Source organism: Scytonema sp. NUACC21 (assembly GCF_054684315.1).
This window is the reverse complement of the sequence record NZ_BAAFZH010000093.1, coordinates 21750-45691: the sequence shown is the minus strand read 5'-3', so window position 1 is coordinate 45691 and position 23942 is coordinate 21750. Positions and strand designations below refer to the sequence as shown.

Sequence of the window (23942 nt, the reverse complement as noted above, 5' to 3'; positions counted from 1 at the left end):
AGTCAAGTAAAAGATTCTCAATCCAAGGTGCGGGGTAATTTCAGGTGGGACATCAGAAATCTCCACATCCTTATATAAAAAATCCGCAAAGCTAAAATTGCCCTACCATTGGTAGAACGAGCTATTGAAGGAATGCACTAAGAAAAGCAACCAGCAAGATTCCTAACTTCTTTAAATTGGGGGTCTCATCAACCTAATAGCTGGAGTAAAAAAGCTATGGCAAGAAAACGCTTCTACTTTTTCTATTATCTGCGCTCTTTTTTCCACAAAGCAAAAGGTCAACAGCAATGGGGAAATATTAGGCTGCGGAAACTCTTCTTTTTACTTGCTTATTTCCTGTTAACGTTTGTAACAGTATTTTGTCTTGTTTCACCTATCTTGGAACAATCTCAAGCGGCGGATTATTCAGTTCAACAATCGCCCCAAACAGAAGTCAGCTTAACAGATTTAGTACAACAGGGAAAAGCATTGTATGAAGCGGGAAGGTTAGGAGAAGCGCAAGAGGTTTTGCAAAGGGTATCTCAACAGTATCAGGTACGGGGAGATAAGCTCAGGCAGGCAATGACGCTGAGTAATCTTGCTTTGGTTTACCTTTCTCGTGGAATGTTGGTTGAAGCTGAGAGGGCACTCGCTGACAGTTTAAAACTTACAGACACTGATACTTCAAAACCATACTTGCAAGTTCTTGCCCAAACGCTGCAGATTCAAGGTAGCCTGCAATTAGAGCAAGGACAGGCTGAAGAGGGGTTAAAAACATGGCAACGGGCTGAGAAAATTTATGCTCAAATAAGCTCGCGCATCGGTGTCACTCGCAGTCGCATTAATCAAGCACAAGCGTTGCAGGTCATGGGGTTTTACCGTCGTGCTTTAATAATGTTGACTGAGGTGGGTCAGAATTTGCAATCTCAACCAGATTCTTTAACTAAAGCTGTAGAATTGCGATCGCTTGGAGATACACTGCAGTTAACGGGAGATTTGGAACAATCCCGTCAAGTTTTGCAAAAAAGCCTGGAAACTGCTCAAAAGTTGCAATCTGCTCGAGAAATCGGTGCAGCGCTCCTCAGTTTAGGGAATACGGCTAGAATCCAACAGAAACACCAGAATGCGATCGCCTTTTATCAACAAGCAATCTCCATAACTCCTTCACCACTCACCAAAGTTCAAGCTCAAATCAATCTTCTCAATGTATTACTAAATACCCAAAAATGGTCAACTGCACAACCCCTTTTAGCTCAAATACCAAATGAACTCAGTAACCTCCCACTAAGTCAAGTAGCAGTTTATGCAAGAATTCATTTGGCTCAAAATTTGATGGAGTTAGCAACGGATTCTGTAGCGGATAAGTTGTCTGTAAGTCCTACAGATACAGATAACCTATCCGTTGCTCAATTGCTTGCTGTCGCCCTTCAACAAGCGAAAGCATTGGGTGATGTGCGTGCTGAATCCCATGCACTTGGAACTCTGGGAAAGCTGTATGAGCAAGACAAACAATGGTTAAATGCTCAAAAGCTGACACAACAGGCACTTCTATTGGCTCAAGCCATAAATGCACCGGATATTTCCTACAATCTGCATTGGCAGATAGGACGCTTGCTGAAACAGCAGGGCAATATTCCAGGGGCAATTGCTGCCTATGATGCTGCCGTGAATGAGTTGCAATCTCTCAGAAGCGACCTTGTAGCAATTCATCGAGATGTTCAGTTTTCATTTAAGGAAAGTGTAGAACCTATTTACCGCGAATCAGTTGCATTGCTTTTGCAATCGCAGGGCGAAAAACTCAGTGAGGAAACATTAGACAAAGCTAGGCAAAGAATTGAAGCACTCCAGTTAGCAGAATTGGATAACTTCTTCCGGGAAGCATGTTTAAATGTGACAAAGGTTGTATTAGATCAAGTCGTAGACCAAAGCAATCACAATGCTGCTATTATCTATCCGATAATTCTCAAAGACCAATTACAAGTCATTGTCAAAGTTCCCAAACAACCACTACATAACTACTTAGTGAAAAAATCTCAAACCGAAGTGGAGAATGTTTTACGGCAGCTTCGGCAGTACTTGACTGAACCTGACAGAATAGAGGAAGTTCAATCCCTATCTCAGCAAGTCTATAGCTGGCTGATTCAACCAACGGAATCTGAGTTACAACGTAGCAATGTCAATACTTTAGTTTTTGTGCTAGATGGGGCGTTGCGAAGTGTACCGATGGCAGTTCTCTATGACGGTCAGCAGTATCTGATTGAGAAATATGCTGTTGACTTGAATCTGGGACTGCAATTGCACCAAACCAAGCCTTTAGCGCAGGAAAAGTTACGGGTTCTTGCTGGGGGACTAGTGCAACCACCTCCCAAATTTCAACACTTTCCACCTTTACCAGAAATCAAATCTGAGTTGAACTCGATCGCTAAGGCAGGAGTATCAAACACAAAACTTTTAGATCGAGATTTTACTAGTAAAGCACTCGCGGGAAAGATGAACGCTTCCCCATTTAATGTCGTTCACTTAGCAACCCACGGACAGTTTAGTTCTCGTCCTGAAGAAACTTTTATCTTAGCAGCAGATGGTCTTATTAATGTAACGGATTTTGATTTGCTTTTGCGCCGTCGAGATGAAACACGCTCAGAAGCCGTAGAACTTCTTGTCTTGAGCGCTTGTCAGACAGCAGCTGGAGACAATCGGGCAACACTGGGTTTAGCAGGGGCTGCTGTACGTGCAGGTGCAAGGAGTACACTGGCAAGTCTTTGGAATGTGGGCGATCGCTCCACTGCAATCTTGATTGGTGAGTTTTACCGTGAGTTGGTTTCTGCCAAAGTCACCAAAGCCGAAGCCCTACGTCGTGCCCAAGTGACACTTTTACAGAAGTATCCAAACTACAGCCGTCCGGGTTATTGGGCTGCTTATGTTTTAGTTGGTAACTGGTTATAATTATCTTTTCATAAAATACGCCTTTATGGAAGTGTTCATGTGGGCTTAGCTACTATAGATGGGGTGTCGATAGGAAGAGATGTTGCTAATACTGTATTCAACGCATTGATTTAGCGCTCTTGAGAGCCTATTCTGCAATAGTTTTATAGGCTGTACAAGTGTTATCTTCCAATGATATGTGGGGCAAACAACTACTTTACTCCACACAAACATACCCTAGGTTTTATTCTTATTGTAAACTCGGTTTTTAGAATGACTAAATTAATGCTATAGAAACTGAATACACACGAGTTGTCAAAATATTAATATCGAGACATAAAACTTAAGCTAATGCTGTGATGCTGTTTTGTTCAAAGCCATATAAAAAATCATTACTTTTAAAATAATAAATATAACAAAATGTACAATAAGCTACATAATTATGTTATTCATAAATTTATAAAAAGAACTTATAAAAAAATATTGAGGAAATTTATCATTCTCATAGCCCGCTCTGTTTTAGATAAGACAAATTATCCTATTTTTGCTGGCTGTATAGAGACCAGAAAATTATGGTTTCTATCATGAATTTTTACCAATAATCTTTATGTGAACTGTATTGGGTAACTGTCCAAACTTAAGTATTGATTTTAGGTATGAATTCATCAATAAATTGTGGATTTTCACTATTTAAAAACAAATTTTTTGCTAAGTATTACTGGTGTAAAAATGAGTATAATATATAAAATAAAGCCTCAGTGGAATTGGTTTTTACAACTAGGAATCGTCCTCAGCAATGTTTTAGGTACATCGCTGCTGCTAATATTTGTATTCTCTGGAAATCGTAGTCTTGCCCAAATTACACCTGATAGCACTTTACCCAGTAGTTCTGTTGTCACTTCCTCAGGTAATACAGAGACGATTTCTGGAGGAACGCAAGTAGGAAGTAACTTGTTCCATAGCTTTAAAGAGTTTTCTATATTAACAGGTAGTGAAGCTTTCTTTAACAACGCAAATGATATACAGAATATTATTACCAGAGTAACAGGTGGGTCTATCTCTCAGATTGATGGATTGATTCGAGCTAACGGTATAGCTAACCTATTTTTAATCAATCCCAATGGGATTGTTTTTGGTGAGAATGCTCGATTAGATATAGGTGGTTCGTTTATTGGTAGTAGTGCTAACAGTCTCAGGTTTAAAGATGGTACGGAATTTAGTGCCAATTCGTCCAATACTACTCCCCTGCTAACAATTAGCGTTCCAATCGGTTTACAATTCGCCTCCAATCCGGGAGCAATTACAGTCAAGGGAGTGGGACACGATCTTAATTATGAAGAAATTACCAGTCGAAATCAAAAAATACCCCGAGGCAGAGTGAACACCCAAGGTGAGGGATTGCAAGTCAAACCGAGGCAAACCTTAGCACTTTTTGGAGGAAATATTGTCCTAAATGGCAGCATTCTCAAAGCACCATCCGGACGTATTGAAATTGTCAGTGCTGCTAGCAATCAATCTGTAAGCCTTCAACAGGCTTGGAAGTTGAGTGATGAAGATAGAATCAAATTTGGCAACATACAGTTTTCTGGAAAATCGTTCGTGAGTACTACGGGAGATGGTGGTGGGGAAATTGCCCTCGCTGCTAGGAATATCAGTCTTACTCAGCAATCCTTTCTACTAGCTGATACCGAAGGCAGCATAAATGGGGGAGGTATAAGTATAAAAGGCGACTCTATAGTGTTCGATCGATCCAACATCAGCTCTAACACCTACAGTACGGGGAATGGCGGACAAATTAGACTAGATGCCAAAAACGTGACGTTTGAGAATAACAGTAGCGTCAACACTGCAGCGGAAAAGGATACAGGTTCTGCAGGAGAAATCAATATTAATGCAGGCTCGTTAATCTTAAAGAATCGAGCGGGTATTAATACTAATACTTATGACAAAGGGAATGCTGGAAGAATAAACATAAAAGCAGATTCTTTGCAGCTAGAAGGTTTGGACGAGAAGCACAGGGTAGGAATCGGTAGTTTAGCAGCCTTCGCAAGTCCAGGTAACGCTGGAGATATCAACATTATCGTTGTTGGTGCAATGGTGATGAACGGTGCAGGTATTGAGGCTGACTCCTCTGCCACAGGGAACGCTGGGACAATAGACATTCGTGCAAATTCTTTACGCACGGAAAAATCGGGGATACAAAGCCGTGTTTTCGGCACGGGTAAAGCAGGAGAAATTAAAATTGATGTTACAGATTCTTTAGAAATCTTAAGCAATACTGGTATAAATAGCAATACTTTTGGCACGGGGAATGCTGGAAACATCAAGATAACTGCAAATTCTTTGCGTATAGAAAATTCTCAAGTCAATAGTTTGACGACGAATGTAGGCAACGCAGGTACAATCATTCTTGATGCTACGAGAGCGTTAGAATTGCGAAATAAAGCGTTGATTAACACCAGCACAACAGGTATGGGTAGTGGTGGGCAAATCAACATAATTGCGAATTCTTTACGGATTGACGATAAGGCGGGGGTGTTTAGTGTTACAAGTAATACAGGTTATGCTGGAGAAATCAATATCAATGTTGTAGATTCCTTTCAATTACAAAACCAAGCTTTTCTAAGTACTGAAACTTATGGAAAAGGTAACGCTGGCAACATTAACATAAATGCAAATTCTTTATGGATTGAAAGTGCAGGAGTTGTAAGCAAGACAGGAGAAGCTAGCACGGGTAACGGCGGGAACATCAACGTTAAAGCTGCAGGAGGTTTCACTCTCAAGACAGCAAGTATCAGTACAGACGCTTTAGGTACAGGTGATGCTGGACAAATTACTGTTACTGCAGAAGCTTTAAAAATTAGGAATTCCGATCGTAGTAATACCTCTGATAATCTTGCTGGAATTTATGCTACCTCCACTACAGGGCAGGGTGGAAATATTCAGCTAAACATCGGTAATTTACTTTTGTTGCGTGGTAGGAGTTCCATCTCAACAACTGCGGGTACAAATCAAAACAGTACTGGTAATGGTGGCAACATCACCATCAATGCCCCTGATGGCTTGATTGTCGCCGTTAAGAGTGAAAATAGCGACATCAGTGCCAATGCTTATGCAGGCAAAGGTGGGAGAGTGAATATTGTAGCGAATGGCATTTTCGGGATTCAACCAAGGCTTAATCCAACTCCTTGGAGTGACATTACAGCAAGTTCAGAATTCGGCGTGGATGGCACTGTAGAACTCAACACTCCCGATATTAACCCCAGTCAAGGATTAGTAGAATTACCCACAAATCTGGTTGATGTCTCGCAGCAGATTGCTCAGGGCTGTACTCCAAGAAATGGGCAAACCAGCCGTTTTGTTGCTATGGGACGGGGTGGACTACCGTTAAGCCCTACCGAACCTTTACGTCAACCGGCAGTTATCACCCAATGGGTGACACTGGATGAACAGACAGGAAACCTCACAGATGGGGAAGTAAAACCAGTGACATTATCCAAGCATCTTGCTCGTGATTCCCAGCCAATTGTGGAGGCGAATGGCTTAGTTGTGGATGCACGGGGCAATGTTCACCTAATTGCTCAAGGACTGAACATCATGCAATCTAATCGTAATATCCCAAGTGCTTATTGTGCTGGCTCTTGAAGCAGGTGTGTCAGAGTTTCTCAATTGAAATCTGGTTTTCTCAAAGATTTTTAAAGCTTCCATAACATAGTTACAACCTTTTTCTTAGGTCATTGCTAATACTATATTCGACGCGTTGATTTAGCGCTCTTGAAAAGCTATTACGTTTGACTACCCTTGTTGACTACGCTGCTGTCGCTAACCTAAAAAATTTACCTTGGTTGCATCAGCTATTCTCCATAGCAAGATGGAGTTTTATAGCATCTCCCACTCGCTGCATTAATTCATCAGAAAGCTGTCCCACTGCCTCACCTTCAATGCGCTGTTTAGAAATAGTTCTAATTTGTTGAGCCTGTACCTTAGATGGCTTTGGTAATCCACTATCTTCCGGAGCAACTAAAACCTCAAAAGGATATACACGAATAACGTTTGATGTCAGAGGTACAACAGTTACTACGGTAGCATTGCGGTTATTAATATCATTGCTGACTATCAAGACTGGGCGGCGCTTATCAGTCTCCGAACCCACTGCTGGACTGAGATTGGCGTAGTATATTTCACCACGTTTCATCTGTCAGTCCGTCGGCGACGACTGTATCCCAAGTTTCATCTATCTCTTGATTTGCCTCCCTATAAGCCTTTTCTAGCTCTTGCTCTCTCAACAACTTTACTGCTTCCTCTATCACCTCTGAGCGGCTCTTCTTTTGATGTAGAGATTTATAATCCTCCACAAATTTAACTAAGGAAGCTGGCAACGACACCGATATTTTTTCTACTTGCATGGTCGCTACTTCTAGTAGGAAAAGTTTTCTTACCAAAAAGTAGTATAACACTATCTAGGGTATTGCGATCGGGAAAGCGGTCATTGAACGCACCCCAACTAATTGCAAGCAATATAGTTAGGGATTCTTTCGCTAAGAAACTGAACTCAGTACCCACGCGATCGCCTATGACCATAGCATATTCAATATAAAATATTTTGAGGTGATTAAAAATACAATACTAAAGCATAGCCGCTAACAGGCTGTAGGCGTTGTGAATTATTCAATCAAACTAGGATCCCATGAAACAAGTAAGTAAAATCCTCGGAACTACCTTGGCTATTTCTCTATGCTTTACCGGAGTCTCGGAAGCTCGCACTATTACCAGCATAAGTCCACCTACGGGAATGGGTCTTGGCGATGTGTTGTGTTCGCAAGTTCAAACTCCCGTTGCGACTCCATTTATTAATAACGACAACAGCACAGATGCAAGTCAAAATCAAATCCCTAACTTCCCCGGTTTATCTTGTACCCCTGTAACTTTTCAAACTACAGAGCCGGTTGACACTCAACTCTTTGTTGAATCATCAGGAGGAACAACAGAATATTTCTTTACCCAAACAATTGTAAATAATACTGACTCTACCTGGAATGGCTTTAACTTTAGAATTGGCTTTGGAGTGAATGATAACTTCGGCTCGCCTGAGTTAATTCTTGTTCCCCCTGGCTTTGCAATTCCCAGTTTCGACTCAAACTCCTCAAACGCTGACCCAAAACCTACTTCTTCCAAGTTTACTCAACTCACTCAGGATGGGTCTTTCAATCTTAGCTGGAGTGGAGGTTCAGTTGCTCCCGGTGAATCGGTCACTTTCACGTTTTCTGTTGATGTTCCCGACGATCTTGATGGAAACAATTTTTATCAGTCCTTTACCATTCGCCAAGCTCCCACTATTCAAACCGTTTCCGAACCTAGTTACCCATTGAGTTTCCTGGGTCTACTCGGCTTACTCGGTTCAAGTTTAACTGTTAACACAAAGGACTTTGACACGTTGCGATAGCTTCGCTACAGCATAGTGGCAGATCGCGTTTCTCTTTTATTTACTTACAATTCAATACGGTTCAGATAAGACCAAAACCCTTATCAGGAAAAAATGTAGAGACTAGCCATGCTTGGTTCCTACACAAGTATTGATTTATACATAAATTTGACTGGAATTGTATTGACATATAATTCTCGAATTTACCCTGCCCCTATTCTCCCCGAGACCTTGGGGGGAGTGCCGTTAAGGGGGGGTGGGGATTTTTTCCACAAGTATTGAATGAATCTCTGCAGAGATTTGACAACCAGAATTTTACGTTTAATTTGGTTGCTCTTAACATATTGACAACTAACTTAAAAAACCTTATTTATCTAGATAACATATTGATGAAATTTACTGGTTTAATTGGGAAACATAATTACAGGAAATGTAGATATCAACCTAAGATATATCCCAGAATAAGCCTCTACCGAGGAACCCCAATGATTAATAATGAAGAACCACTATCGCAGGGCTATCCCAATCCCGTTATAAAAACCAGTATGGATGGAACGCTGTTGAAGCAGTTAATCGAGAGTGTCCGCAAAGAGCTTCTCCCTCGATTACAGATAGAGAGTGTCGATCCCCATAACCCTGTGAAAGTTCACTATGTACCCGACCCCTGGAAGGTTCTTGGGGCGGGGAACTATGCTGCTGTGGTTTATCACCCTGACTATCCGAAACAGGTGGTCAAGATTTATGCGCCGGGACGACCTGGTTTTGAGGAGGAGGTAGAGGTTTATCGGCGGCTGGGTTCTCACCCTGCTTTCTCCGAGTGTTTTTATGCTGGGGAAGACTTCTTAATCCTAAAGCGTCTTTACGGTGTTACTCTCTACGACTGTATGCACCTTGGTCTTCCGATTCCAGTTAAGGTTATACGAGATATTGACAAAGCCCTGGAGTATGCCCGTGAACGTGGTCTCTACCCCCATGACGTTCACGGACGCAATGTGATGATGTTAGAAGGCAGGGGGTTGGTTGTAGATGTTTCAGACTTTCTTCAAGAGGAAACTTGTTCAAAATGGGATGACCTGAAGCGAGCGTACTACTGGTTGTATCGTCCCATACTCTGCCCGCTGCGGATACGGGTGCCCTACTCTGTTCTGGATATTGTCCGCAAGAGTTATCGCCTTTTACGCCGCTTAATTTCACCCTTGTTTCAGGTACGCAAACCCCGAAAGCGTCGGCATCGCTAAGGTTGACAGATCTCTGTCTCTTCTGCGGTTCATTCAAAGAATTTTCTCATCGAACACAACTTGGATGAGCACAGTTTACTGAAAATGACAACTTTTCAGTAATTGTATCTGCCGTGGGCGGAATTTGTAACGCTATCAACAGAAATTTAAAGAAATTTAAGCAATGATTTGAATGGGTCGCTGTCTTATGAATCAAAAAGCAATTACCCCCTCCACCTGCAAAAACCGTAGGTAATTGCCTTTATCCAGACACATTCAAATTTATGAAAATTCTCGTAATGATACTGTTTGCATTAAGCATTAATGCAACCTATTTTGTAGTGCCAACTGTTGCCAAGACTCCGACAGCATCACAAACAAACCCCAAAACCAAACCCAAAAAACCAAAAAGCAGAGGTGTTGGCAGAAAACAACAAGATGGTTATACTCCCCCTGTATCGATCAAAGGACCAATCGCACCAACCGGAACCGGAACACGTTAAAAAAGTATGAAGGATAAAGGGTAAAGGATGAAAAATTGCTTGGTATTTCATCCTTCATCCTTATTCCCTACTTATCGAATAAATCTAAGTCTGTGACAGCACCAACACTGCTAGAGGAAACTAACTGAGCATATTTTGCTAAGATGCCTTTTGTATAACGGGGTGGACGGGGTTGCCATTTGGCGCGGCGACTGGCTAATTCTGCATCCGAAATGTTGATTTGTAACAATCGAGCATGAGCATCAATAGTGATGCTATCTCCTTCTTCCACCAAAGCGATCGCACCACCAACGGCGGCTTCGGATGTTAGCCACCGTGCCATCACAGGTGATATGTCCCCAAGGTCTAATCGCCCCATTATCAATCTCTGCTTCCATAGGGATGCTGTATCCCAGCATCTTGCAGAGGTCGTCTCCCACAAGTATTTCCAGAATCGTTGTTGCTGTTGACCCTTCAAAAGCAACGTTATTGGGATTGTATAGCATCGCTGCAAAGTAGCCGAGGATACCTGGAATCGTCAAATCCCAGTTCATGTGCCCTTGATAGCGCATACTGAAGAATGGCACGGACTTCTTGAGAAATGCTAGCAATGAAGCATAACCTTCTTTAAGAGCATCCATCGCCTGTAAATATTCGGGCGAGCGCTTAATTTCCTCACTGATATGAGTTGGATCGCCGGGATGAAAGTTTCTTCTCCAAAATGCTTGGTCTCGAATTGCTTCTACTACTAGGCGTTCCAGTTCATCAGCATTTTCCGCTTTCGGTCCGAGAAACCATGCCTCAAGTGCGCGTGTTCCCTTGGTATCAAGACTAGGTATGTCGCCAAATCTCGAGAAAGCACGCATTCCTTGACGTGTTTTTTCAAAGCCTTGACTTTGAGAGTCACGCGGTATATTCATAAATTCATTTTCCTTGTTATACAGTGAAGTCAGGGAATCAATAGTGTTAATACTGAATTTGAACAAGGAAACAGGTTGTTCCTCCCTGTTTCCTGGTTCGTTCTAGATAAAATCAGAGGGTTCAGTCCCCCACTGAATTGGTGCGGTACTTATCAATCAGTGGTTTGCACCATCTGTGGGTTTAAAGCCCACACCATAGACCATCCGACGTTCCCCGTTCCCCTTCCCTGTTCTTTTTTACAAAGCAACTAGGGGCTAAAAAATTAAAAATTTTAAATTTTGCATTTTTAATTGATTTATCCCCATCCCAGATACTCCATTACCTTAGTGGAAGTGGCTTGGCGCAACTTTGGAGATAATTAAGCAGAGGTTGTGCATTTTCAGGTACGCTCAGGTCATCAAATGAAACAGTGGGAGCGCCCTCATTAGTCTCAACGGTGATGTTGTAGTTAAATAAATCGCGAGCGTGGGGCGTGTGACTACTTTGAGTTTGGAGAATGTCGCTTTGTTCCACCAATGATTGTAACTTAGCGGCTTCGTCAGAGGGGAGCAAGTCTGTATCCAGCTCGCAACCCCTTCTCAAGTTTGCGTATCCTCCTGACTGAGAAAACTTGACTTTCATGGTTGGGTGAACCTCACTAATTGGCTGATAAGTAAGAAAAAGAAGAAGAATGAAAGATAAAAGATATAAAGATAAATGCTTCATATGACCTTTCAGCAAGACCCTTAGAGGGCATCTATACACTTCATATTTCATACTTTATCCTTGTTTCTTGCCATCCTCTTGAAGGTGCAAGGCAATTTTATTGCTTCAGAGAAAATATAAAATTGCTTGGGATATATTCCGCCTGTAAGTAGCAACCAACCCGAAACCCACGTTAACCTTCAGCCTAAGCGCGGTTTTCCGATCTATTGCGACTCGCGGGCGTTTTTCCATTTAAGTCAGGAGCTTTTGACCTATATTGTGGGTGCTGCATCGTTCCGCAAGAGCAACGGCGACTGGCATACATACCAAAGTGAGACAAATCAATAGAGTCGGCAAAAGTTTTTGGTCCCAAAACTTCCCGAAACTCAAAGTGCTTCTGCACAAACTTCGCGCAATCTTCCTCTCCGTCTGCCTTGGCAATTTCAATCATGGCATTAGCTACATCCGCAAAGGTAGCATTAGTATCAGGTGACTGAATGATAGCACGTAGCACGAGTCCAGCCATGTATTTGCCAGTTTGGTAGAGAACTTCGGCGCTATCTCGCACACGCGGATCTCTGCGTGAGGTGAATAAATCTGCCAACGTGTCGAAAACTCCTCCTGTAAATACCTGAGACACATCATGCACCGCGGAAGTCACATCGCTGAGTTTCAGGTCATTATCCGCATTTCGTAACCCATTATTCAGTTTAAAAGCTAGTCCAAATTCTTCAGCCAGGGCTGCCACTATATTTTTTTGATGTAAATCCGCTTTTGTCTCAGCCACAATATACTCGACCAAATCCATTTGAGACAGAATCAAGAAAATGGAGGTCAAATCGCCGAATGACTCATGCAGCCCTCCTGTTTGTGCTGGCGCATTCCATAAGATCCAATCAGGTTTTAATGAGTCTAGGATTGCGTGTCCAGTTTCGTGAGCGACAATGTCTATTGAGCGGCAAGTAAAAACTTTCGATGTTAACCCTGAGTCTCTGGGGGGAGTGAAATAGAAGAATTTTAAAGCTTTTTCCCGACGGTCGTAAAAAGCATTCTGCGCCTCTCCAGCATGGGGATAAACCTTGATTGTTTCTTTGTTGTTATCTGTACTCCATTGCCAATCCAGCTTTTTGTTCAATACTCGCTGGTACATTGTCAGTACTTGGCGGACGATGGTATAGGTATGCACCGCGTCAAAAGCCGCCGCGTTTCCATCAGGATTCAATAAAAAATCTCGATTGATATCCGCAGCAACAGAATCAATACCTTGAATAATAATTTGGGAGTCACTCGGACCATCGTTGACTTGGGTGTGAATGTAAACAGTTCTTGGCACTTCAATACCTTTCACGGAAGGGTCTTGCTTCCAAATCCGCATACGCGAACCTAAAATAGGCGGGTCTAATTGTGGAGGTAGTTCCACCATTTGTTCTGCCACGGCACGCACATATCCCTTTTCAGCAACCACCTTGTGGAACTCTTCAGCTTTAGATGCTGTTGATTTAGTTTCAGATTTAGCTGCCATAGTCATTCTCCTTGAGATGGTAAATTTGGTTACAAAATACTACGACCCACACCTTTGGGTTTAAGGTGTAAATACGTAGCTGATAAATTCCAATCGACTAGTACAGAAAGGCTGAAGTATGAAGGATAAAGTATGAAATTAAAAGGCTTACACTGTAAGCTTTGGAGCGATTTACAACGGTTGCCTTATTTACGCCCACTTGTACTAGTTACTAATAGAACATAGTAGTGGTAGATGCACCCTGATAACTGACTCCCCTGGTTGGCTTTTAGCTGCCTAGGGGTCTTTTTTTTTCATGCGATAAATAGCACCTGAATTTTGACTTCCCTTCCGGATAACCCTGGTTAAGCTAAAAACATAGTAGTAGATTGCGCTCTAATAACTGGCTCCTCTGGCTAGCTATCAGCTTCTTGAGTTTTTCTTTCTGAAGATACAAAAAGCACGTTATTTTTTCTATATATCCGGATAGCCCTAGTTAAGCTCAGAACTTAGTAGTGGTAAATTGCGCTCCGATCGCTGACTCCCCTGGCAAGCTATCAGCTTTTGGGGTGTATTTACTATTTTTGACATAAAACTCGGCAAAATTACCAAAATTTTTTGTAAATTTTCCGGACTATTTATTCAAGCTAAGAAGATATTAGGAATCATATTTGATTTTTGAAACGTAGGTAGGTAGGGCTATGCCACACAATTGAACAACGGTGGGCACTGCCGATCTACGTTACTTAGAGATTTTTCAAGAATGATTTGGGAGTGCTATATTGATTTTAAGTATCCTTCAGTGTTCCCCGTGCCATAAAAGCAACAATTTATGACTTGCAAATCCCTCAATAGTGATTTGTAAGTGCCAAACCACTTAAAATTCTTAACAATTTCTTTAGAGTTCTCGACTTTCTATTTTGGTATCTTACTTTTTGTATTTAGAGCTTGTTTACACTAGTAGTGAGAGAGTTGCGGTTTCGTGTCGTGTTTCCTCAATGGTTTAAAGACACACGGTTTCCACACTCCCGGAGGTTTTTAGATGACTTTAGCTGTTATTAAGTTTTCTTCTGAAGACTGTGGCATATGTCACAAGATGTCGTTCTACGACCAGAAAGTAGCTGAGGAACTAGGTCTGCAGTTTATTAGTGTAAAGATGCAGGATACAGCTACTTACCGCAAGTATCGTAAAATTTTGCTAACTCAGTACCCTGATAAATCAGAAATGGGATGGCCTACCTATATTGTCTGCGATTCTCCAGAAGGAGATTTTCAGATTGTGGGTGAGGTAAAAGGCGGTCATCCCAAAGGAGAGTTCAGAACTCGTTTGCAAAACGTTCTAGATTCAGCAGCACCTAATCAGAATTAATCACTTCAAAGGATTTTACTTCTAGGACGGGACCGATCATCGCAATGGTCATGATATCTTCGCGAACCTGTCCTGTAACTTTTACTTTTTGTCCTTGTTTCAGTAAACTTTTGTCGGCACCTCTGAGGATTTCATAAGTCACACCCTCATCAGTGACTAATGCCCAAGCGCCAGTACCAATGTCACGACGTTCAATAGTGCCTGTAACTGTAATGCTCATAAGTGATTAGTGGTTAGCGATCGGTGGTTAGTAATTAGTAGTTAGAAGAATACTACTAACTGCTAACTACTAACCACTAACTTTAGGTAGTTTTAACAGCCAACCGTGCCAAACCAAAACACAGTAAGGCGTTAACGATGAGGAAAATGCGAGCAACAGTGCCACTACCCAGCCCCCAAACTGCTGGGTCTAACACTGCACTCACTGCCAAACAAGCTGCTACACCTATCGAAGAACCAATTGCAAACCACTTCCAATCTCGATGTCCTAACAGTGAAGCTATCAGAACAAGGGGAATCAGCACACTGGCAAACACTGGGTTAAGAGCATTTGTTCCTTGAAGGCTATTGCCCAATTCAGGAATTGAACTTCCTAATAAGCGGAAAGGCCACTGTGGCAGGTCAAAGATATAGAATCCTTTGAGGGGGAATAATCCGGAACTACCAGCAATCAGACCAAAGGATAAAGACCAACCCCAAGTGAATGGGAAGTAAACTCGTAAAAACCAAGCTAGGAGATAAGAACCAAGAACCATCAAAATCTTGGGTAATAGCGCCACAGCACCGCCGTCAATCCAGAAGCGGGGGTTGAGGTAGCCGTTATCCCGCAACCAACGGAAGAAATCTTGAAAACTGATTTGTCCTTGGCTAGCACGTTTCACAGCGGCTTCAGCATTTAGGTGTCCCGCGCCATAGTAGTTTAAACTATCATCCTCAATAGTTCTTACTGACTGCTGGAGAACTTCTAGAACTCGATCTGGGTCTTTCACACCAGCAGCTTTCACAAGTGCAGCAACGCCCGCAACGTGAGGGGATGCCATGCTTGTTCCTTGATATGCCTTAAAGGTGGGGACACCGTCATTATCTGGATCGATAGTTTCTTGCAAAATCTTCCCAGCATCACTACCACCAGGCGCTGAAATATCCACTCCAGCACCATAGTTGGAATATGGGGCTTTCTCGCCATCTGAACCTATTGCAGAAACGCCGATAACATGGGGATAGCGGGCTGGGTAGGCAGCAGAATTTTCATTTTCATTACCAGCAGCAGCAACAATCGCGACACCTTTTCTATAGGCGTATTCAATGGCATCCTTCATTAATTGGCTTTCACCGCCACCGCCCAAGCTCATGTTGATAACGTCTGCACCGTTATCGGCAGCAAATTTAATGGCTTCAGCAATATCGGCAACAGTTCCGCCACCATATGCACTGAGAACCTTTAAAGGCATCAGTTTAGCTTCATATGCAATTCCAGCGACGCCATAGCCATTGTTAGTAGATTGGGCGATCGTACCGGCAACATGGGTACCATGTCCGTTATCGTCATCCGCTTCTACTTTATCATTGACAAAATCGTATCCAGGGACAAATTGTGTTTCAGCTAAATCGGGTACGCGAGTGACACCGGTGTCAATAACTGCAACCGTAATGCCATTCCCTTTATTTTCTCTCCACGCACCCTCAATATTAATATTGTGCAAATTCCACTGCTTGCTGTACATTGGGTCGTTAGGTCCCAAAGCAAGCGCTTTATTATTTGTGCTTTCGGGCTGTAAGAATTCTCCCTGTGACGCGGATTCAGCGGGTGTTGGAATTTTATAGATATAATTAGGCTCAATAAATTCCACTGCTTTGGCAAGTGGAGACTTTCGCAGTGCCTTTAACAGCTCTTTATTGCCCTTGATGATATAAACATTCTCTTTCTCAGAAAATTTATTATCAAATTGGGGCGTGACGTGGTACTGTTGGGCAAGTACTTGCAAGTCTTTTTGCAAGATTTCCTTAGGGATATCCTCTCGGAAATTTAACAAGATCGTCTCAAATTCACCATTGGCTGCTAACCCCTGAAAACTAAACAGGGCAACACTCAACCCAATGATAAATAAGCTAAAGATTATAAGCTTTCTCATCTCAACCGATTACCGCTTTTTGCCAGTTTGCTCACTAACATAACTCAAACTAGCCCTCCGTTGGTGTATTTTGCACTAAAATTACAATCCTTAAGTAAACCTCAGTAAGTTTTCAAAAAATGGAACGTGGTCTTCTGTGGTTACCCCTATTAGTTGTATTCTTCTGGTTAGCTTGGCAAGGCTCGAAGGAGTATCAAAAAATAGAAGCTTATCGTGCTTGGGCAGAGCAATTTGAAAAAGCTAAGTACGACATCTATGCAGTTTTGGGTCAAAAAAATTCCCAAATAACTTGGGGTAAGCCCACCCCAAAAGGTCCAATCCAGCTACAAACATTTTCTTTGCTTGATGTTAAAAGAGTATGCCTTTTAATAGATGACAAACCAGTAGATACTAACAAGCTACCAGAAAAAGGTCGTACTATTGAGTTGGAATTTCTTTTTTCTGACCCCGGTCAATCAGTCAGGGTTCCCTTTACAGAGATTCCTTTAGCAGCAGAGTGGGGTAAATATTTACAGTCGTTAGTTAGTAGTTAGTGGTATTTTTGACTACTAGTCACCGATCGCTATTCCTTCCTCTTTATGAGTACTCAAACAGTTTTTACGGTACCCGTTGCTTTAACTATCGCTGGTTCCGATAGTGGTGGCGGCGCGGGTATTCAAGCCGATTTACGCACCTTTGCCTTTCACCGTGTCCACGGTACAAGTGCTATCACCTGCGTTACTGCACAAAATACGCTGGGTGTGAACTATGTTGAGGCAATACCACCAGAGGCTGTTGTGGCACAAATGAATGCCGTATGCGATGATATTGGCGTGCAAGCAGCAAAAACGGGGATGCTGCTCAGTAAGGAAATCATTGCGGCTGTGGCTCAACAGGTAGAAGTTTTACAAATTCCCAATCTAGTTGTTGACCCAGTTATGGTATCCCGTACAGGGGCACAATTACTTGATGATGACGCTGTCAAGACTCTCCGCGATGTTTTGATTCCTAAAGCAATTCTTGTGACGCCAAATCGATATGAAGCTCAAATTTTGAGTGGTTTACCGATTCACTCTCTAGAGGACATGAGGGTGGCTGCTCATATCATACACCAAAGTGCAGGAGCAAAGGTTGTTTTAGTAAAAGGTGGAGGTATGCAAGGAAGTGTGCGCGGTGTTGATATTTGGTTCGATGGTCATAAGATGGAAACTCTCTCGACCAAATATGTTGATACAAAAAACACCCACGGTACTGGTTGTACTCTCTCAGCAGCTATTGCAGCTAATCTCGCCTTGGGGAACGACCTCATAACAGCAGTACGACAAGCAAAGGAATATGTGACTGCAGCACTTTCGTACTCTCTAGCAATTGGCAAAGGTCAAGGTCCTGTAGGGCACTTTTTTCCACTTTTAACAGCTAACGACTAGTAGGTGGGTAAGAAAAAACTAACTGGTCAGGGTCGCCCTTAGTCATTTGTCATTGGGAGTTACTGCGTTGCAGGGGTTTTCCCCGTTGTAGCAAGTGGCGTTCATTAGTAAAAGTTTCCAATGCATTTACATTTGGTAACATATTTGTGTTTATTTACGCCGACTTACTTACAAGCAGAGCTTAGTAACAAAAACATATTCCATTAATCCTGTGCTGAGTTGAGAAACTGAGTATGTTCGATCGCGGTCTCTTGTTGTTTAATTACATTAAATTGTGATATTTACCCACCAATGCGAACAACAACAGGTTCTATTCATAACACAACATCAAGTGCAACCACTCAAAGCTACTCCCCCTCCGTACCACTTTCTGTATATCGGGACTTAGCGTGTGAGTTGCAAGCTGTTCAGGCAAAACTGAATACTCTTGCTGCCCAAAATCAACAACTTGTGCAAGAGAATCAGCTACTGCGGCAGGAAATATCTAAAGCGGTTGAGTCTATTTTGCATCTGCAAAAGGTGATCGATGCTCGGACAACAGTTAGCGATCGCCAAGCCCCTCCATCTTACAATTTTCAACCGCAAACAAAAAGACCAGCCACTGCATCGCCTAAAAAGCCAGTTTCCCGCCCCCGCCCAGTTGTAGTGACTGGTGACATGGAAATTGAGACCCCTATTTCACAACCAGTCTATCTAGAAGAGCAGGAAGCAAGCTATTATTTACAAGATGAACCAGAACCCTCACAACTTCACAGATGGTGGTTCGTAGTAGCTATCTTGTTCATTATTGTTATGGGTTTTGGCGCAGGCTATTTAATTGTGCGTCCCTTACTAGAACAACACAGTCGTTAGGTCAAATCACTCTCTTTTATGAAGTTTGCGGAACAACGCTATTAATGTTTATTTTGTGTTAAATAAGCTACAAACAAATAAAAATTGAGCGTGATAGTCAGAGAATCTGCTTAGATAGAAAACGTACAAGTCAGGAAATAAAAATGAAAAAAGTAGAGGCTATTATCCGTCCCTTTAAGCTAGATGAAGTGAAAATTGCTTTGGTAAATGCCGGTATAGTTGGTATGACCGTTTCTGAGGTTCGCGGTTTTGGACGCCAAAAGGGTCAAACTGAACGCTATCGCGGTTCTGAGTACACTGTTGAGTTTTTGCAGAAACTGAAAGTGGAAATTGTTGTTGAAGATAGTCAGGTTGACATGGTCGTAGACAAAATCATTGCCGCTGCCCGTACAGGCGAAATCGGTGATGGCAAAATTTTCATCTCCCCAGTTGAACAAGTTGTACGAATTCGTACTGGCGAAAAGAATACAGAGGCAGTTTAGTTAGTTAGTGGTTAGTGGTTAGTGGTTAGTGGTTAGTAGTTAGTGGTGCGTTGAAAATTCAACTAACATCTAATAACTAATAACTAACAACTAACAACTAACAATTCACTATTTCTCAGTCAAAGAAGGTAACTTTTCCAGGAAAGCATCAAACGCTTTGCCCCGATGGCTCACCAAACGCTTCGACTCTGAGGTCATCTCTGCGTAGGTCAATTGCTTTTCTTTAACGTAAAAAACTGGGTCGTATCCAAATCCCCCACTACCACGAGGTTCATAGAGAATTTCGCCGCGACAAACACCTTCTGTTTGTATAGCAATAGTTCCATCCGGACGGGCGAGTGCTATTGCACAAACAAATTGAGCTTGCCGATTTGGTGTATCGCCCAATTCTCTTAATAGTCTGGCAATGCGATCGCGATCGGTTGTGCCATAACGAGCAGAATATACTCCAGGGGCACCATTTAAAGCATCCACTTGCAAGCCAGAATCATCAGCTATCGCCCAGTTTCCCGTGGCTTTTGCAACTTGAGATGCTTTTAAGCAAGCATTGGCGGCAAAAGTTTTTCCCGTTTCTTCTACTTCCAATTCTTGGGGTTTAAGTATTAATTCCCAACCAGTATCAGCCAGGTAAGCTTGCATCTCGCGTAACTTACCTGGATTTCCTGTAGCAACAACAAGTAATTTAGTCATTAGTCATTAGTCATTAGTTAATAGTTATGAGTTAACAGTCAATAGTCAATTGTAAAAAAACTAGATTTTAGACTTTAAACTATTGACTTCTGACTCTTGACTATTCTGCCCAATCTTTTGCCCAAGCTAGAGTTTGGTGAACTTGCTCCAGTGTGGGGGCTTCACAGTACAGGCGTAAAACTGGTTCGGTCCCGCTAAAACGAATCATTAGCCAACTGTTATCTTCTAAGCGGAATTTGTAACCGTCTATTGTTTGGCAATCGATGACTGATTTTCCCGCAATTTCTTTTAGAGGTTGGGTTTGCAGTTGTTGCAGAAGACGCGATCGCACTTCCATGCTAGATAGAGGTAAGTCAATACGGTCATATGCGGATGTGAACCCAGTTTGTTGTTGCAACAGCGAGTAATAGTCACCTAAATCCAGCCCTGATTCAACAACTGCTTCCAGTACGTATAATGCTGATAGGAGAGCATCTCGTTCGGGAATGTGACTGCCATAGCCAATTCCTCCTGACTCTTCTCCACCTAGCAACACCTGTGTTTCTAACATTCTATCAGCTATATATTTATAACCTACAGGTGTTTCAAATACCGACAAATTGTGCATTGCCGCTACGCGAGGCATTAAATCAGATCCACTTACGGTTTTGACGATTTCACCCTTAAAGTCACGTCGTAGGGTCAAATGGTCGATTAGTATAGGTATTAATACTTGCGAACTTAGAAAGTTCACATTTCCGTCTACGGCAGCAATGCGATCGCTGTCTCCATCAAACACCAAACCCACTGTTAAACCAGCATTGTGGGTATCTCGATGATAACCCATCACCTCAAACAACTTGGACAGGTATTTGGGCAGAGGTTCTGGCGCACCCCCCTCAAAAAGGGGATCGCGATTGCTGTTAATTTCTTTTACCTCATTCCCAAGCAGCATTGCCAACCCACCTGCGGCGGCACCGTGCATAACGTCAACGAACACTGTGAGTTTGCCTGTAGATATAACATCACGAATGCCCTCGATATTGACTTTAGTTTTGAGGATCTCACAGTAACTATGCCAGGGGTTAAACAGTTCTATCTTGCCTGGAGTTGAGACAGGTGGCAGTTCTTGAGTTAAAAGTGCTTCTATTTGTTGAGTCACTTCTGGTGGTACTGAGCCACCAAATGCGCTTTTGACTTTTAAGCCTGAGTATTTTCCGGGATTATGACTGGCTGTAATAACCAATGCCCCCAAAGCATTTTGCTGTTTCGCTGCCCAACTAAAAGCTGGGGTTGGAGCATAAGTATCTGTCAGCAGGACATCAAACCCAGCAGCCGAGACAACATCAGCGACTTTACGGGCAAAATCTTCTGCCATAAACCGTCGGTCATGTCCCACCACGATTGTACGGCTGCCTACTTTTTTTCCATATGTATCGAATAATACTTTTGCGGCAATTGGCGCAACCAGGGCTACACGTTCAAAAGTGAACTCATCGCCAATCACGCCCCGCCAACCATCTGTCCCAAACTTGATTGAGCTAGTTGCAACTCCCATTGAGGTATCCCAACTTCCTAACTGAGGATTGTAGTATTTACATAGGGCACCCGGTAATAAATAAGTACATTTACTACTTCAGTATAATGACTTAGATTGCCATGACACACAATATAGCAAACTTGTTCCAATGAGAATTGATTTATAAAGAAAACCTTAAATAACATCCATTCTCTTCATCCCTGCAACAAATTTAGCTCGCCCAGTATCCTTCTGTAAGAAGGTTAGGGGGTATTGTGTGTAGCCAACTTTTCCTAACGCACCCTACAGCTTTATTTATAACAACCTACTTACAACTGTGCGAACTTATCTGTAGCCTCAATTAAGGCACTGCGAATTCCCGGTTCGGACATGGAATGACCCGCATCAGGAATAACAATAAATTCAGCTTCCGGCCATGCACGATGTAATTCCCAAGCCGATATCATTGGGCACACAACATCATAACGCCCTTGAACGATGGCACTGGGGATGTGGCGAATACGGTCAACATTTGATAACAAGCGATCGTCTGTTTCAAAAAACCCTTTGTTGACAAAGTAATGGCACTCAATTCGTGCAAACGCCTCTGCAAAAACATTTTCGCCAAACTTTGCCATCAGTTGTGTATCTGGGAACAATCGACTTGTACTAGCTTCCCAAATTGACCAAGCACGGGCAGCTTCTAACCGAGTATGTAAATCCGGACTGGTCAAGCGTTTGTAATAGGCTTTGAGTAAATCATCTCGTTCATCTGGTGGAATTGGTTTTAAATACTCTTCCCAAGCATCGGGAAAAATATAGCTAGCCCCTTCTTGATAAAACCATTGCAATTCTTTTTGCCTGAGCATAAATATGCCACGTAGAATTAGCCCCTTACATTGAGAAGGATGGGTCTGGCTGTAAGCTAATGCTAGGGTGCTTCCCCAACTTCCACCAAACACCACCCACTGTTCTATCCCTAAATGCTTTCGCAGCTTTTCAATGTCAGTGACTAATTCCCAAGTTGTGTTTTCCCGCAGTTCAGCGTGAGGTATGCTTTGACCGCAACCCCGTTGGTCGAACATGATAAGACGCCATTTTTCGGGATTGAAGTACTGGCGATAAAAGGGAGGACAGCCACCGCCCGGTCCTCCATGCAGTAAAACAATTGGCTTGCCTTGCGGGTTACCACATTCCTCAAAATGAATGGTATGAAGGTCGGAAACCTTTAGTTTACTTTCTTTGTAAGGTTCAATGGGTGGGTAAAGTTCTCTCATGAACCTTATTTTACCGTTTCTGTGGCACCTTATTAGGTGGTCTTGTACTAGCAATTATAAAATTAAATTTCTCTCATGAAATTTATTTCACTGCCTATATGGTAGCCTGTGAGGTAGATGGAGTTATTTTTTGAGCAGGCGATCGCGCTTTAGAAAATGCTGTGCGAAAGGGATCTGCATAACGTTAGATGACATCTACAAAGGATGTGACCAGCAAACGCCGGCACAAATAAGGCTACCCTTGGAAATCGTTGTAAAGCTTGCAGTATAAGCCTGTTACTTTCATCCAAATGCCTTGGTACTTCAACCTTTTTGTACTAGCTTGCGTGGTTCCAGTCACTGAGTTGTTCGCACTCTTGCTGCTTTGTTTGACGTGGACGTACAGGTCTTAGAGGAGTACCAATATCTGTGTAAGAGAAAGATTTTTGTCTCTTCTTAGAAGATTTTTGTTCTTGTTTGTTTGGGTTAGTTTGTGTGGTTGTCATAATATTTACCTATGTGTTGCTGATTTCGGTTTAGGGCTTTTATCGCATCAATAAACTGGTCATTAATGCCTGAACGTTAATCAGTATTCCCATATTTCCATCAGTTATCACTCTATCTAAAGTAATCTCCGGAAAAAATATAGAAATAGATTTGGCAACCCGTTTGGAGAGTCGCGTTGAAGAACTACATTTGATTGAGTGACATAATTGCGCTTTGTAATCGTTACTTTTGCGCTTGTCTGACAACAACACAGGAATTGTCCATTTAGGCAATGCGCTAAGTCCTTAAAGGACAGGCATTGGGTATTCGCACCGCACAACCAACTTCCTCGGCTATGGTACCTGCTGACTGCAAAGCATTAACTCACGGGACTCTTGCCGAATTCTTCCTAAACTTGCTGCTTCTTGTAAAGTCATGAAAGCGTCGAAATCTTCGACGTCATACTTTGTTTGCAAAAGTTTTCGCAACTGTTCTTCCGCAGCAACGGTAAGATATCCAGTTGTTATGACTTGTTGAACGACCTCGCGAATTAGCATCATACTCCCAACCCATGTAGTTAGATGACTACAACTTTTCATGTGATAAGTTTCGACTTTTTTAACAAATCTTCACAATACCTCTT

The 23942-nt window shown here is 42.4% G+C and carries 22 protein-coding genes and 1 pseudogene; 10 read left to right on the top strand and 13 right to left on the bottom strand.

Features of this window, described 5'->3' with window-relative positions; genetic code table 11:
* Positions 1–216 precede the first annotated feature (216 nt).
* Both ACYRY3_RS26115 and ACYRY3_RS26110 read left to right on the top strand, forming a co-directional pair.
* Positions 217–2922, top strand: coding sequence for a CHAT domain-containing protein (locus ACYRY3_RS26115; RefSeq protein WP_460204540.1), 2706 nt, complete (start codon positions 217–219; stop codon positions 2920–2922).
* Positions 2923–3630: 708 nt separating this feature from the next.
* Positions 3631–6546, top strand: coding sequence for a two-partner secretion domain-containing protein (locus ACYRY3_RS26110; protein WP_460204539.1), 2916 nt, complete (start codon positions 3631–3633; stop codon positions 6544–6546).
* A 205-nt stretch (positions 6547–6751) separates the two neighbouring features.
* Here the strand turns inward: ACYRY3_RS26110 and ACYRY3_RS26105 are convergent, their stop codons facing one another.
* Positions 6752–7096 carry a type II toxin-antitoxin system PemK/MazF family toxin gene (locus ACYRY3_RS26105; protein ID WP_460204538.1) on the bottom strand — a complete coding sequence of 115 codons (345 nt, stop codon included), beginning with the start codon at positions 7094–7096 and terminating at the stop codon, positions 6752–6754.
* The gene (locus tag ACYRY3_RS26100; RefSeq protein ID WP_460204537.1) at positions 7083–7307 is read right to left on the bottom strand and encodes a ribbon-helix-helix domain-containing protein; all 225 of its coding nucleotides are present in this window, start codon (positions 7305–7307) and stop codon (positions 7083–7085) included. Before ACYRY3_RS26100 ends, ACYRY3_RS26105 begins: the two co-directional genes overlap by 14 nt.
* A gap of 281 nt (positions 7308–7588) precedes the next feature.
* On the opposite strand from ACYRY3_RS26100, the gene ACYRY3_RS26095 reads away from it, so the two are divergent.
* From ACYRY3_RS26095 to ACYRY3_RS26085, 3 genes are all read left to right on the top strand, one after another.
* On the top strand, positions 7589–8344 hold the full coding sequence (locus ACYRY3_RS26095) for a PEP-CTERM sorting domain-containing protein (RefSeq protein WP_460204536.1): 756 nt from the start codon (positions 7589–7591) through the stop codon (positions 8342–8344).
* A 524-nt stretch (positions 8345–8868) separates the two neighbouring features.
* Positions 8869–9561: a serine/threonine protein kinase gene (locus ACYRY3_RS26090; RefSeq protein WP_460204636.1), complete on the top strand. Its 693-nt coding sequence runs from the start codon at positions 8869–8871 to the stop codon at positions 9559–9561.
* 263 nt (positions 9562–9824) lie between these two features.
* Entirely contained in the window at positions 9825–10043 is a 219-nt protein-coding gene (locus ACYRY3_RS26085; RefSeq protein ID WP_460204535.1) for a hypothetical protein, read from the top strand.
* Positions 10044–10110: 67 nt separating this feature from the next.
* Here ACYRY3_RS26085 and ACYRY3_RS26080 read toward each other — a convergent pair.
* The 4 genes and pseudogenes from ACYRY3_RS26080 to ACYRY3_RS26065 form a co-directional block, all read right to left on the bottom strand.
* Positions 10111–10347, bottom strand: a pseudogene (locus tag ACYRY3_RS26080) (dihydroxy-acid dehydratase); the annotation flags it as partial.
* On the bottom strand, positions 10298–10942 hold the full coding sequence (locus ACYRY3_RS26075; RefSeq protein WP_460204534.1) for a hypothetical protein: 645 nt from the start codon (positions 10940–10942) through the stop codon (positions 10298–10300). The pseudogene ACYRY3_RS26080 and the gene ACYRY3_RS26075, both read right to left, overlap by 50 nt.
* A 319-nt stretch (positions 10943–11261) precedes the next feature.
* Positions 11262–11564 carry a protealysin inhibitor emfourin gene (locus ACYRY3_RS26070; protein WP_460204533.1) on the bottom strand — a complete coding sequence of 101 codons (303 nt, stop codon included), beginning with the start codon at positions 11562–11564 and terminating at the stop codon, positions 11262–11264.
* Between the two features lie 268 nt (positions 11565–11832).
* Complete coding sequence (locus tag ACYRY3_RS26065; RefSeq protein WP_460204532.1) at positions 11833–13149, bottom strand: hypothetical protein; 1317 nt, start codon at positions 13147–13149, stop codon at positions 11833–11835.
* A 1021-nt stretch (positions 13150–14170) separates the two neighbouring features.
* Here ACYRY3_RS26065 and ACYRY3_RS26060 point away from each other — a divergent pair.
* Positions 14171–14497, top strand: a complete 327-nt coding sequence (locus ACYRY3_RS26060; RefSeq protein WP_460204531.1) for a thioredoxin domain-containing protein — start codon at positions 14171–14173, stop codon at positions 14495–14497.
* Here ACYRY3_RS26060 and ACYRY3_RS26055 read toward each other — a convergent pair.
* On the bottom strand, positions 14484–14717 hold the full coding sequence (locus tag ACYRY3_RS26055) for a hypothetical protein (protein WP_460204530.1): 234 nt from the start codon (positions 14715–14717) through the stop codon (positions 14484–14486). The genes ACYRY3_RS26060 and ACYRY3_RS26055 overlap by 14 nt on opposite strands.
* An 82-nt stretch (positions 14718–14799) precedes the next feature.
* Entirely contained in the window at positions 14800–16629 is a 1830-nt protein-coding gene (locus ACYRY3_RS26050) for a DUF5942 domain-containing protein (RefSeq protein WP_460204529.1), read from the bottom strand.
* 119 nt (positions 16630–16748) lie between these two features.
* Here ACYRY3_RS26050 and ACYRY3_RS26045 point away from each other — a divergent pair, with 119 nt between their 5' ends.
* From ACYRY3_RS26045 to ACYRY3_RS26030, 4 genes are all read left to right on the top strand, one after another.
* Positions 16749–17162, top strand: a complete 414-nt coding sequence (locus ACYRY3_RS26045) for a hypothetical protein (RefSeq protein ID WP_460204528.1) — start codon at positions 16749–16751, stop codon at positions 17160–17162.
* A 45-nt stretch (positions 17163–17207) separates the two neighbouring features.
* Positions 17208–18035 (top strand): bifunctional hydroxymethylpyrimidine kinase/phosphomethylpyrimidine kinase, encoded by an 828-nt coding sequence (gene thiD, locus ACYRY3_RS26040; protein WP_460204527.1) that lies wholly within the window; start codon positions 17208–17210, stop codon positions 18033–18035.
* 291 nt (positions 18036–18326) lie between these two features.
* Complete coding sequence (locus tag ACYRY3_RS26035; protein ID WP_460204526.1) at positions 18327–18887, top strand: prefoldin domain-containing protein; 561 nt, start codon at positions 18327–18329, stop codon at positions 18885–18887.
* Between the two features lie 143 nt (positions 18888–19030).
* A complete protein-coding gene (locus tag ACYRY3_RS26030) occupies positions 19031–19369 on the top strand; it encodes a P-II family nitrogen regulator (protein ID WP_017317688.1) in 339 nt (112 codons plus the stop codon).
* Between the two features lie 108 nt (positions 19370–19477).
* Here ACYRY3_RS26030 and rdgB read toward each other — a convergent pair whose 3' ends face one another.
* The 5 genes from rdgB to ACYRY3_RS26005 all read right to left on the bottom strand — a co-directional run bounded on the left by rdgB (position 19478) and on the right by ACYRY3_RS26005 (position 23859).
* Positions 19478–20059 carry an RdgB/HAM1 family non-canonical purine NTP pyrophosphatase gene (gene rdgB / locus ACYRY3_RS26025; RefSeq protein ID WP_460204525.1) on the bottom strand — a complete coding sequence of 194 codons (582 nt, stop codon included), beginning with the start codon at positions 20057–20059 and terminating at the stop codon, positions 19478–19480.
* Positions 20060–20159: 100 nt separating this feature from the next.
* Entirely contained in the window at positions 20160–21596 is a 1437-nt protein-coding gene (locus ACYRY3_RS26020) for a phosphoglucomutase/phosphomannomutase family protein (RefSeq protein ID WP_460204524.1), read from the bottom strand.
* A 290-nt stretch (positions 21597–21886) separates the two neighbouring features.
* A complete protein-coding gene (pip, locus tag ACYRY3_RS26015; RefSeq protein ID WP_460204523.1) occupies positions 21887–22834 on the bottom strand; it encodes a prolyl aminopeptidase in 948 nt (315 codons plus the stop codon).
* Positions 22835–23151: 317 nt separating this feature from the next.
* Positions 23152–23319: a hypothetical protein gene (locus ACYRY3_RS26010; protein ID WP_460204522.1), complete on the bottom strand. Its 168-nt coding sequence runs from the start codon at positions 23317–23319 to the stop codon at positions 23152–23154.
* A gap of 333 nt (positions 23320–23652) precedes the next feature.
* Positions 23653–23859, bottom strand: a complete 207-nt coding sequence (locus tag ACYRY3_RS26005) for a hypothetical protein (protein ID WP_460204521.1) — start codon at positions 23857–23859, stop codon at positions 23653–23655.
* Positions 23860–23942 lie beyond the last annotated feature (83 nt).

Coding starts and splice junctions, on each gene's coding strand:
- ACYRY3_RS26020 (WP_460204524.1), bottom strand. CDS start 21,596: ATGGGAGTTGCAACTAGCTCAATCAAGTTTGGGACAGATGGTTGGCGG.
- ACYRY3_RS26070 (WP_460204533.1), bottom strand. CDS start 11,564: ATGAAAGTCAAGTTTTCTCAGTCAGGAGGATACGCAAACTTGAGAAGG.
- ACYRY3_RS26060 (WP_460204531.1), top strand. CDS start 14,171: ATGACTTTAGCTGTTATTAAGTTTTCTTCTGAAGACTGTGGCATATGT.
- ACYRY3_RS26010 (WP_460204522.1), bottom strand. CDS start 23,319: ATGACAACCACACAAACTAACCCAAACAAACAAGAACAAAAATCTTCT.
- ACYRY3_RS26030 (WP_017317688.1), top strand. CDS start 19,031: ATGAAAAAAGTAGAGGCTATTATCCGTCCCTTTAAGCTAGATGAAGTG.
- ACYRY3_RS26110 (WP_460204539.1), top strand. CDS start 3,631: ATGAGTATAATATATAAAATAAAGCCTCAGTGGAATTGGTTTTTACAA.
- pip (WP_460204523.1), bottom strand. CDS start 22,834: ATGAGAGAACTTTACCCACCCATTGAACCTTACAAAGAAAGTAAACTA.
- ACYRY3_RS26100 (WP_460204537.1), bottom strand. CDS start 7,307: ATGCAAGTAGAAAAAATATCGGTGTCGTTGCCAGCTTCCTTAGTTAAA.
- ACYRY3_RS26045 (WP_460204528.1), top strand. CDS start 16,749: ATGGAACGTGGTCTTCTGTGGTTACCCCTATTAGTTGTATTCTTCTGG.
- ACYRY3_RS26095 (WP_460204536.1), top strand. CDS start 7,589: ATGAAACAAGTAAGTAAAATCCTCGGAACTACCTTGGCTATTTCTCTA.
- ACYRY3_RS26115 (WP_460204540.1), top strand. CDS start 217: ATGGCAAGAAAACGCTTCTACTTTTTCTATTATCTGCGCTCTTTTTTC.
- ACYRY3_RS26050 (WP_460204529.1), bottom strand. CDS start 16,629: ATGAGAAAGCTTATAATCTTTAGCTTATTTATCATTGGGTTGAGTGTT.
- ACYRY3_RS26005 (WP_460204521.1), bottom strand. CDS start 23,859: ATGATGCTAATTCGCGAGGTCGTTCAACAAGTCATAACAACTGGATAT.
- ACYRY3_RS26085 (WP_460204535.1), top strand. CDS start 9,825: ATGAAAATTCTCGTAATGATACTGTTTGCATTAAGCATTAATGCAACC.
- thiD (WP_460204527.1), top strand. CDS start 17,208: ATGAGTACTCAAACAGTTTTTACGGTACCCGTTGCTTTAACTATCGCT.
- ACYRY3_RS26065 (WP_460204532.1), bottom strand. CDS start 13,149: ATGGCAGCTAAATCTGAAACTAAATCAACAGCATCTAAAGCTGAAGAG.
- ACYRY3_RS26075 (WP_460204534.1), bottom strand. CDS start 10,942: ATGAATATACCGCGTGACTCTCAAAGTCAAGGCTTTGAAAAAACACGT.
- ACYRY3_RS26055 (WP_460204530.1), bottom strand. CDS start 14,717: ATGAGCATTACAGTTACAGGCACTATTGAACGTCGTGACATTGGTACT.
- ACYRY3_RS26090 (WP_460204636.1), top strand. CDS start 8,869: ATGGATGGAACGCTGTTGAAGCAGTTAATCGAGAGTGTCCGCAAAGAG.
- rdgB (WP_460204525.1), bottom strand. CDS start 20,059: ATGACTAAATTACTTGTTGTTGCTACAGGAAATCCAGGTAAGTTACGC.
- ACYRY3_RS26035 (WP_460204526.1), top strand. CDS start 18,327: ATGCGAACAACAACAGGTTCTATTCATAACACAACATCAAGTGCAACC.
- ACYRY3_RS26105 (WP_460204538.1), bottom strand. CDS start 7,096: ATGAAACGTGGTGAAATATACTACGCCAATCTCAGTCCAGCAGTGGGT.